The organism is Frankia sp. CgKIO3 (assembly GCF_977946435.1).
The window spans coordinates 1-9,466 of record NZ_CDWTMO010000001.1; the positions used below are offsets into that span (position 1 = coordinate 1).

The 9,466-nt window shown below is 68.3% G+C and carries 8 protein-coding genes, 2 tRNA genes and 2 pseudogenes; 9 read left to right on the plus strand and 3 right to left on the minus strand.

Annotated features, from left to right (window positions below; genetic code table 11):
* Nucleotides 1-306, minus strand: a pseudogene (locus tag AC08OJ_RS00005) (EAL domain-containing protein); the annotation flags it as partial.
* Nucleotides 307-862: 556 nt separating this feature from the next.
* On the opposite strand from AC08OJ_RS00005, the gene AC08OJ_RS00010 reads away from it, so the two are divergent.
* The 5 genes from AC08OJ_RS00010 (at nucleotide 863) to cimA (ending at nucleotide 6,240) form a co-directional block, all read left to right on the plus strand.
* Nucleotides 863-1,891 (plus strand): 3-isopropylmalate dehydrogenase, encoded by a 1,029-nt coding sequence (locus AC08OJ_RS00010; RefSeq protein WP_476593727.1) that lies wholly within the window; start codon nucleotides 863-865, stop codon nucleotides 1,889-1,891.
* Between the two features lie 218 nt (nucleotides 1,892-2,109).
* A complete protein-coding gene (ilvE, locus tag AC08OJ_RS00015) occupies nucleotides 2,110-3,036 on the plus strand; it encodes a branched-chain-amino-acid transaminase (protein WP_476593728.1) in 927 nt (308 codons plus the stop codon).
* A gap of 189 nt (nucleotides 3,037-3,225) precedes the next feature.
* On the plus strand, nucleotides 3,226-3,612 hold the full coding sequence (locus AC08OJ_RS00020; protein ID WP_476593729.1) for a CBS domain-containing protein: 387 nt from the start codon (nucleotides 3,226-3,228) through the stop codon (nucleotides 3,610-3,612).
* 110 nt (nucleotides 3,613-3,722) lie between these two features.
* Nucleotides 3,723-4,400, plus strand: a complete 678-nt coding sequence (locus AC08OJ_RS00025) for a Crp/Fnr family transcriptional regulator (protein WP_476593730.1) — start codon at nucleotides 3,723-3,725, stop codon at nucleotides 4,398-4,400.
* 235 nt (nucleotides 4,401-4,635) lie between these two features.
* On the plus strand, nucleotides 4,636-6,240 hold the full coding sequence (cimA, locus tag AC08OJ_RS00030) for a citramalate synthase (protein WP_476594790.1): 1,605 nt from the start codon (nucleotides 4,636-4,638) through the stop codon (nucleotides 6,238-6,240).
* Between the two features lie 104 nt (nucleotides 6,241-6,344).
* Here the strand turns inward: cimA and AC08OJ_RS00035 are convergent, their stop codons facing one another.
* On the minus strand, nucleotides 6,345-6,608 hold the full coding sequence (locus AC08OJ_RS00035) for a hypothetical protein (protein ID WP_462186127.1): 264 nt from the start codon (nucleotides 6,606-6,608) through the stop codon (nucleotides 6,345-6,347).
* Nucleotides 6,609-6,911: 303 nt separating this feature from the next.
* Between AC08OJ_RS00035 and AC08OJ_RS00040 the strand changes: the two genes are divergently transcribed.
* From AC08OJ_RS00040 to AC08OJ_RS00050, 3 genes are all read left to right on the plus strand, one after another.
* Nucleotides 6,912-7,691 carry a fumarylacetoacetate hydrolase family protein gene (locus tag AC08OJ_RS00040; protein ID WP_476593732.1) on the plus strand — a complete coding sequence of 260 codons (780 nt, stop codon included), beginning with the start codon at nucleotides 6,912-6,914 and terminating at the stop codon, nucleotides 7,689-7,691.
* A 167-nt stretch (nucleotides 7,692-7,858) separates the two neighbouring features.
* Nucleotides 7,859-7,930: transfer RNA gene (locus AC08OJ_RS00045), tRNA-Gln, on the plus strand.
* 90 nt (nucleotides 7,931-8,020) lie between these two features.
* A tRNA-Glu gene (locus tag AC08OJ_RS00050) sits at nucleotides 8,021-8,093 on the plus strand.
* Nucleotides 8,094-8,217: 124 nt separating this feature from the next.
* On the opposite strand, the gene AC08OJ_RS00055 is transcribed toward AC08OJ_RS00050, so the two are convergent.
* Nucleotides 8,218-8,493 (minus strand): hypothetical protein, encoded by a 276-nt coding sequence (locus tag AC08OJ_RS00055; protein ID WP_476594791.1) that lies wholly within the window; start codon nucleotides 8,491-8,493, stop codon nucleotides 8,218-8,220.
* A 201-nt stretch (nucleotides 8,494-8,694) separates the two neighbouring features.
* Between AC08OJ_RS00055 and AC08OJ_RS00060 the strand changes: the two are divergent.
* Nucleotides 8,695-9,466, plus strand: a pseudogene (locus AC08OJ_RS00060) (sensor histidine kinase); the annotation flags it as partial.

A 9,466-nucleotide genomic window follows, 5' to 3' on the forward strand; every position in this document is an offset into this window, starting at 1 on the left:
GGCCGGGTGGCTGTGGAAGCGTGCGAGCGCCTCATACCCCGCGATGACCCCCCGTTGCAGATCCACGATCGGCTGGAAGAACAGCACGGGTTCGTCGGGATCGGCGAGAACCCGGCGTAGGTCGGGCCGGTCGTCGCCACGCGTCCCACCCCCGTCGCTGTTCTTCGACCGCCCGGGGGGACCCGCCCCACCGGCTGCGGGCAGCGTCCTGCCCTCGGCCGCGCCACCGGGCGAAACAGCCGCGTCGCCGACATCGGGGCGGTCGCTGGACGGAGGTCCCGCGGGAATCCGCTGCCGAGTAATCATGCGCCGTGCACCCCCCTCGCATCGAAGCACGTCGCACCTGTCCTGTAAGTGATTTTCTTACCATCCGGCCGCGATGCCGGGTGCGAGTACCGTCCGGAGTTGTGAATCCTGCGCTCTTTTGTGCGACCAGCGGGTGGCGGTCGGATTGCCGTTCATCGTCCTTCCCGTGCCCCCGGCGCAAGATCGGCGGTTTCTGGGTGCCGGAGGCGTCGTTCATCGTTGATCCGTCGCCAAAACGGTCATTGCTCGCCAGGATTTTCGGGTGCCGACGCGAGGCGTGCGAGTAGTCCGAGTCGGCCGATGGAAATCAATCCAGCAACAACGGGGGTGAACTTTATTCGGCGAGGTGGTGCGCTACGATTACTCAAGGTGATCGAATGTGGAAGTGTGGGTGGCGTTCCGGAGGCGAGGTTAGGCTGAGGTAGTGGTATAGCTACCGTTCGCAGTTATTCGGGGGTGATTCGCGGCCGTTCGGGAGTACGATGACGGCTGCCGGGGCGGTGGCCCGTCGTGAGCGGACCCGTGCGGACCCGCGGTCGGCCGCTACAGTCGGCCCATGAGGCTTGCAGTGATCGGCGGTGACGGGATCGGCCCCGAGGTGGTGGCGGAGGGGTTGCGGGTGCTGCGCGCGGTACATCCCAAGGTCGACATGACCGAATACGACCTGGGTGCCCGGCGCTGGCACGAGACCGGGGAGACGCTGCCCGACTCGGTGCTGGAGGAACTGCGCGGTCACGACGCGATCCTGCTCGGGGCGGTCGGTGATCCCGGCGTGCCCAGCGGTGTCCTCGAGCGTGGCCTGCTGCTGCGGCTGCGGTTCGAATTCGATCATCACGTCAATCTCCGGCCGGTGCGGCTCTACCCGGGAGTCCGCTCGCCGCTGGCCGGCGATCCGGCTATCGACATGATCGTGGTGCGGGAGGGCACGGAGGGGCCGTACGCGGGCGCGGGGGGTGTGCTCCGGAAGGGGACGCCTCACGAGGTGGCGACCGAGGAGAGCCTCAACACCCGGTACGGCGTCGAGCGCGTCGTGCGCGACGCGTTCCGGCGGGCCGATCGACGCGAGCGTCGCCATCTGACTCTCGTGCACAAGGACAACGTGCTGACCAAGGCCGGCGACCTGTGGTCGCGCACCGTGGCCGAGGTGGCGCCCGAGTTCCCCGACGTGCGCGTCGACTACCAGCACGTGGACGCGGCCTCGATGTTCTTCGTGACCGATCCGGGCCGGTTCGACGTCGTCGTGACGGACAACATGTTCGGCGACATCATCACCGACATCGGCGCGGCCATCACCGGCGGGATCGGCCTGGCCGCCAGTGGCAACCTCGATCCCTCCGGTGCCCACCCGAGCATGTTCGAGCCCGTGCACGGCAGCGCCCCGGATATCGCCGGCAGGCAGCTCGCCGACCCGACGGCCACCGTCGCCTCGGTGGCGATGCTGTTCGATCATCTCGGCCACGCCGAGGAGGCGGCGAAGGTCGAGGCCGCCGTCGCATCCTCCCTGGCGGATCGTGCCGCCGCGGGAGCGGCCCAGCTGTCGACCCGGGAACGCGGCGAGGACCTCGCCGCGCGGGCGGCGGGCTGAGTCCTCGCCACCCCGGTCCTCGCGCCACCCCGCCACGCCACCGGTGGAGGCCGGATGGTTGATCGCCGCGGGGGCCCTTCCGGTCCAGGTGCGTCGTGGTTATTCTCTACGGGAGCCGTAGATCCGGTAAGACGGCAGCCGACAGGGCCCCACCACGGCGAAGATCGGCGGATTCGTCATCTCCTGTTCGCTTCGTCGTACTTTGGCCTGGAGTCGCCGTGCCTATCACCCCAACCTCGAAGATCTGGATGAGTGGAGAGTTCGTCGACTGGGACGACGCCCGCATCCACGTGCTCAACCCGACCCTGCACTACGGGTGGGGTGTGTTCGAAGGCGTCCGCTGCTACGAGACGGCCCAAGGGCCCGCCGTGTTCCGGCTGACGGACCACATCGCCCGTCTCTACCGCAGTGCCAAGATTTATGTGATGGAGCCGTCCTTCACGCCGGAGCAGGTCGTCGCGGCGACGAAGGAGACCATCGCGGTGAACGACATCGCCTCCTGCTACATCCGGCCGCTGATCTACCTCGGTTACGGTGAGATGGGGCTCAATCCGTTGCCTTCTCCTGCCGAGGTCATGATCGCGGTGTGGCCGTGGGGCGCCTACCTCGGCGAGGAGGCAGAGGAGAACGGTGTCCGCGCGATGATTTCTTCCTGGAAGCGGAACGACCCGAACATCACGCCGCCGGCGGCCAAGGCGTCCGGGCAGTATCTCAACTCGTCCCTGGCGAAGGTCGCGGCGGTCAAGGCCGGTTACGACGAGGCGATTCTGACCAGCCCCAATGGCCACATCGCCGACGGCACCGGGGAAAACGTCTTCATCGTCTCCGGACGCAAGGTCATCACTCCGCTCCTCACGGATGGTCCGCTCGGTGGCATCACCCGCGCCTCGATCATGAGGATCGCCGCCGATCAGGGGTACGAGGTGATCGAGCAGCACATCGTGCGCACCGACCTCTATCTGGCTGACGAGGCGTTCTTCACCGGCACGGCGGCCGAGATCGTGCCGATCGTCGAGGTGGACGACCGGCAGGTCGGGAGCGGGAAGCCGGGCCCCGTCACCCGGGAGCTGCTGGAGATCTTCCAGCGCGCGACCCGGGGGGAACTGGACCGATACCAGGAGTGGAACGAGTTCGTCCAGCAATAACGCCGTGGCCGGCGTCGCGGGCGTTCGCGCGTTGCCCCGCGTCCCGGCCAGGGTCGTGAGCCCGGCCCCGCGTGTCCGGGCTCACATAATGCCCACGCCGAAGCATCGTGTGCTCTGGTCAACATGGCCGGCAGGGCCTACCGTCGCGAGTAGCAGTTTTCACGAATGCACAAGCGTCGGGAGGGCGTCGTGCGGGTTTCGGAGGCTATGAGCTCCCTTGTTCTCATGATCGGCCCGGGGCACACGCTTCGCCAGGCGGCGAGGCTGATGGCGGCGCGCAAGGTGGGTGCCGCGGTCGTCGACGATGCGGACAGTGAGGGCTACGGGATCCTGACCGAACGGGACGTTCTGCGATCGATCGCCGCGGCTCAGGATCCGGATGTCGAGATCGCGGGCGACCATCTCACCCGCGATGTCGTCTTCGCGGATCCGGAGTGGTCCTTGGACGAGGCGGCTGCCGCGATGCTGCGGGGCGGTTTTCGGCACCTTATCGTGACCTCGGGCGGTGGCGTAGCCGGAATCCTCTCCATGCGCGACGTGGTACGTTACTGGAGTAACCATCATGTTACGGTATGATGTCTACCGTGTCGTACGCCGGGGATGCTTGCGGTCTGCCGCCGAATCCGATCCCGTCGTCCGGGATATCTGGGGAACATGAGGCAGGCGGACGGCGCTACGGTCACCGCATGCACGACAACGAGGCGGTCGCCCTGCTCCGAGCGACCACGCTGCTGAAGGAACTGCAGGAGGAGGACCTGTTGCGGCTCGCCACGCGAGCCGTCACGCGACGTTTCCGGCGTGGACAGGCTGTCTTCACGGAAGGTGAGACCGCCGACACTCTTTTGGTGGTCGCCTCCGGGCGGTTGAAGGTGCTCACGAAGGCCGATGACGGCCGTGATCACATTTTGAACATTGTCGGGCCACGGGAAACCCTGGGAGAACTCAACATCGTCGAAGGGGGTACCCGGTCCGCCGGCGTCGAGGCGCTCGAACCGAGTACTGCGCTGGTTCTCGACCGCGCCGCGGTCTGGGAACTCGTGCGGGAACGGCCGGCCGTCGCCGAGCAGCTCATCCGAGCACTGGTGGCGCACGTGCGACGCCTCACCGGAGCGAATGCCGACTTCGTCTTCCTCGATCTGCCGCGACGCGTGGCCAAGTTGCTCCTGCTGCGGATGCGGGAGGCGGGGCGTCCAATGATCGAACTCGGCCTCACGCAGACCGAGATCGCCTCGCTGCTCGGCGGTTCCCGCCAGTCGGTGAACCAGGCGTTGCGCGAGTTCGAGCGGAGGACCTGGATCCTCTCGGAAGGTCAGACCATCACGATCCTGCAGGTCGACCGGCTACGCCGGTTTGCGGGGGACTGAGATCCTCCGCTGTGGCGCACGCCACATCCGTCACATGTCGGGCCTGTTACATCGTAGGCTTGTCATCCGGCGGCGAACCCGTCTCCGTCGCGCGCTTCGGTCGCTGACCCCTGGGGCCGGGCGCGTGGCGGCCCCAGGTTCCCGAACTCTGCTCGGTTCGGCGTGCCGGAGGTTGTCCGGACCGCTCGGCTCGGCCGGGGCGGAACGGCCCAAGATCCTTGCGGAGGGGCGCCCCGTGCGGCCATACGATCCCGATTCCCTGCACATCTATGACACGACATTGCGGGACGGTACCCAGCAGGAGGGGTTGTCGCTCTCGGTCGGCGACAAACTCGCGGTGGCCCGTCACCTGGACGATCTCGGTGTCGGTTTTATCGAGGGCGGCTGGCCGGGATCGAACCCGAAGGACGCGGAGTTCTTCACCCGGGCGCGCGGCGAACTGAACCTGACGACCGCCGTGCTGACCGCCTTCGGGGCCACCCGGCGGGCGGGCCGCGCCGCCGCGGACGATCCCCAGGTGGCGGCGCTTCGGGACGCGGGGACCTCGGTGGTCTGCCTGGTCGCCAAGTCGGATCTGCGCCACGTCGAACGTGCCCTGCGCACCACCCCGGCCGAGAATCTCGCGATGATCCGGGACACCGTCGTGCATCTGCGCGCGGAGGGAAAGCGGGTCTTCGTCGACGCCGAGCACTTCTTCGACGGCTATCGGGTGCATCCCGCCTACGCCCTTGAGGTCGTCTCCGTTGCGGCCGAGGCCGGTGCCGAGGTCGTCGTGCTGTGCGACACGAACGGCGGCATGCTCCCGGCGCGGATCGGCGCGGTCGTCGCCGATGTTCTCGCCACGACCGGCGCCCGGCTCGGTATCCACTGCCACGACGACGCCGACTGCGCGGTCGCGAACACCCTGGTGGCGGTGGAGGCCGGCGTCACCCACGTGCAGGGCACCGCAAACGGCTACGGCGAGCGGTGCGGGAACGCCAGCCTGCTGAGCGTCATCGCGGGTCTGGAGACCAAGTTGGACCGGGCCGTGCTGCCGCCCGGGCGGCTGCGTGAGCTCGTCCGGGTCTCCCACGCGATCGACGAGGTCACCAACTCCGTGCCCGACCCGCACCGGCCGTACGTCGGGGCCAGCGCCTTCGCGCACAAGGCCGGCCTGCACGCCAGCGCCGTCAAGGTCGATCCGGACCTGTACCAGCACATCGACCCGGCGGTCGTGGGCAGTGACATGAGGATGCTGGTCTCGGAGCTCGCCGGTCGGGCGACCATCGAACTGAAGGGCCGTGAGCTCGGCCTTGACCTGTCGAACCAGCGTGAGGCGCTCGGACGGGTGGTGGACCTGGTCAAGGAGCGGGAGGCGGCCGGGTACGTCTACGAGGCCGCGGAGGCCTCCTTCGAACTCCTGCTGCGCGACGAGGTGGCCGGCCGGCAGCGGTTCTACACCCTCGAATCCTGGCGCGTCATCGTCGAGCAGCGCCCGGGCGGCGAGGTGGTCAGCGAGGCGACGGTGAAGCTCACCTCGCACGGCGAACGCCACGTCGCGACGGCGGAGGGGAACGGACCGGTCAACGCTCTCGACACGGCACTGCGCAACGCGCTGGAGAAGGCATATCCGGGGTTGGCCGATCTGGACCTGGTGGACTACAAGGTTCGGATCCTCGACGGCAAGCAGGGGACCGGCGCGGTGACCCGGGTCCTGGTGGGAACCAGTGACGGCCGCGAGTGCTGGGACACGATCGGCGTGGACGAGAACATCATCGCCGCCTCCTGGGCGGCCCTGGAGGACGCCGTCGACTACGGACTGCGGCGGCAGGGAGAGCGCCCAGACCCGGACGCGGCCTGACGCCGGGCCCCACCCCGGGAGCGGCCCCGCCCGGGCGTGGGTGCTCCCGTTGTACCGCCCGCGGAGCAGCCCGCCGCCGCGGGCCGGGCCGCCGGCTACGTGGGTCAGTCCTGCGGGATCTCCTCCCACCACTGGCACCACCAGTCGCCGCCGACCAGAACGCGTAGCTTCGGGTGCCAGCAGTAGGTGATGTCCTTGTCGGCGTCCAGGTAGTACAGGCAGTTGTCGCACCGCTCGTCGCCGTTGGGTTTACCCCGCAGGATCGCGTCTTCGGCCAGGTGGCCCAGTTTGACGCTCAGTTCCTCGTCGATCGGCTTCGGCTCGGGTGCGCCGACATCGTAGACGGGGGTGGTGTCGGTCTCGCTCACCGTTTTCCTTTCCCTTTCCTCTGCCGGGTAACTTGCCGGGCAGCTCCGCGGTGATGTCGGCCGTCCGCGTCGGATCTGGTCAGTACGGGACAGCGGGAGCGGGTGGCTGCCATCCGCTGGTGGACCAGCTGGTGGACCAGGCGCGGGTTCTAGCCTAATTCTCGGTCACTCGTCACCGTTCTGGCGAACTTGATCAGCCCCGGCCGTGGTCATGTCGGTCATACGAGCCATACCCGCGGTGTGGCGGGGCCGCCCACCGGCCGGTCGGGTCAGCTCCTTCCGCGGGCTCGGTACGGTCTGGGGGTGCGTATCGCGAGGTTTACCGATGGTTCGGAGCCTGGGTTCGGGGTCGTGGAGGGGTCGATCGAGGCGGGTACGGCCGTGATCTCCGGCATCACCCCGCATCCGTTCGGTCCGTTCTCCTTCACCGGCGTCCGCCGGGGGCTCGGCGATGTGCGGCTGCTCGCTCCCGTGCTGCCGAGCAAGGTGCTCTGCGTGGGCAAGAACTATGCCGACCATGTCCGGGAGATGGGCGGTGACACCCCGCCCGAGTGTCCGATCCTCTTCCTCAAGCCCTCCACCAGCGTCGCCGGCCCGGGCGATCCGATCACCCTTCCGTCGGACAGCGAGCGGGTCGACTTCGAGGGCGAGCTGGCGATCGTCATCGGCCGGCTGTGCCGTGACGTCCCGGTGGAACGGGCCTTCGAAGTGGTGCTCGGCTATACCTGCGCCAATGACGTGACCGCTCGCGATCAGCAGAAGGCGGACGGCCAGTGGACCCGGGCCAAGGGCCATGACGCCTTCTGCCCCCTCGGTCCCTGGATCGAGACGGATCTCGACCCGGCGGATCTGACCATCCGCACCACCCTGGACGGCGAACTGCGCCAGAGCTCCCGAACCGGCCTGCTGCTGCGCGACGCCCCCTCGTTGATCGCCTACATGTCGTCGGCCATGACGCTGCTACCCGGCGACGTGCTGCTGACCGGAACGCCCGCGGGCGTGGGGCCGATGTCACCGGGGCAGACGGTGGCGGTGACCGTCGAGGGCATCGGGACGCTCACCAACCCGGTAACGGCTCGCTAGCGCCCGCGGCGCGATCCTCCGCCGGATGACTGCCGGTCGGGTGGCTGCCGGTCGTTCCCGATGCCCCAGCCACGGGACGTGACGGGATGACCGGCGTGCATCGGCACCCCGGCGCGCTGATGTGCTGTCTGCATGAGGTACAATAGGCAGCGCCCGAACAGGGCCCATGGGGTATGGGGTAATTGGCAGCCCAACGGATTCTGGCTCCGTTAGTCCAGGTTCGAGTCCTGGTACCCCAGCTGCACCAGATCTGCCGCTCGGTCGAAACTGGCTGCTATACTGTACAGCGTGACACGCGCGTAAGCGCGTAAGTAAGAACCTAGAGTCTTGGCCCCGTCGTCTAGCGGCCCAGGACGCCGCCCTCTCAAGGCGGTAGCGCCGGTTCGAATCCGGTCGGGGCTACACAGCGGTTTTATCTTCGATTCTTCGCAGAGGATGAGAGCTACGCCCTCGCACCAAGACGGACCATCGATGGCCCTTGGATTCCTCTCCGGGGGCCATCGTCATGTCGGGCGCGGATCCGGGCCTACCGCACAACCTCGAACCGCAGCATGGCCGCGGGGTGGCGGGCCATCGTGCACGCGCGGCAGCCGCAGGACGCTGGGCCTCCGCGGCCGTGGACCACTTCGATCTCGGTGTCCGGGGTCGAGGCCACCAGGCGTAGCTGGGGGCGCGCGACCCGGGCCATGACGGCGGTCAGCGCGGGATCGTCGGTGGCACCCGGCTGCGGCGGGCCGATCCGACCCGCGGTCGACGGGGCGATCGCGGAAGCGGTCGAGGCTGTCAGGGCCACTGGGGGCACGGTGTCCTCCTCCATGGGGGGCTGTCTCGGGGCCACCCCGCGGACCACAGCCTGGCGGGGAGGGCGAGGTCCGCGCCATGCTCCGTTGAGCCCGGTACCAGGTGGTGCAGATGGCCTAGTCAAACCTGGGCATTGTCGCCATGCGACACCACCCTTGACAACCATGGTGCTCCAGCACCGGATCGGTACAAACTTGCGCGGATGTCCACCGTCAGTCCATCGGCACCCGAACGCGCACGGCGTCGGCATGGGAGTGCGCACGTGGGGCGCGCCGCCCGCCATGCTGGTCGGCTGCGCCCGCCGGGATCGGCACCGGAGCAGGTGGACGTCCTGCCGGGAGCCGCCCGGCGCATCACCTCGCTGCTTCCCCAGGGCCGCGGTCTGCCCATCGAGGACTGGACGGCCCGTCACACGTTGATGTGCCTGGTGCTGGCGATACACCTGCCGGTCATCGTCTGTTACGCGATCTGGCGCGACCTGAGCCTCGTGCACGGCTTTCTGGCGGCCAGTCTGCCGGCGCTGCTGTTCGCCTCCGCGGTGGTGCCCGGCCGCCGCCGGGTCCGTGCCCTGGCCGCCAGCCTCGGGCTGCTGTGCTGTTCGGTCGTCCTCGTCCATTTTTCGAGCAGCCTCACCCCGATGTACTTTCACTTCTTCGTGGTCGTCGCATTGATCGCGCTCTACGAGGAGTGGACCGTCTATCTGCTGGCGATCGCCTTCGTGTTCGTCGCCAACCTGGCGATCGGCAACATCATTTCGGCCGACGGGGAGCTGCTGGACAACGCCTGGCTGGTGGCCGGCCTGCATGCCGGCTTCATCTTCGCTCTTGCCTGCGCACAGATGGTCTTCTGGCACTACAACGAGCAGTCCCGCCGCCGGGTGGAGCACTACCGGCAGCAGCTCTACGAGGGTCAGCAGAGCCTGATGGCCCGGTTGGAGGAGACCGACAGGATCCGCAGCGACCTGGTCGCGACGG

What these genes read in the sequence shown, in the direction of transcription:
- AC08OJ_RS00010 (WP_476593727.1), top strand. Translation starts at nt 863, where the DNA reads ATGAGGCTTGCAGTGATCGGCGGTGACGGGATCGGCCCCGAGGTGGTG.
- AC08OJ_RS00025 (WP_476593730.1), top strand. Translation starts at nt 3,723, where the DNA reads ATGCACGACAACGAGGCGGTCGCCCTGCTCCGAGCGACCACGCTGCTG.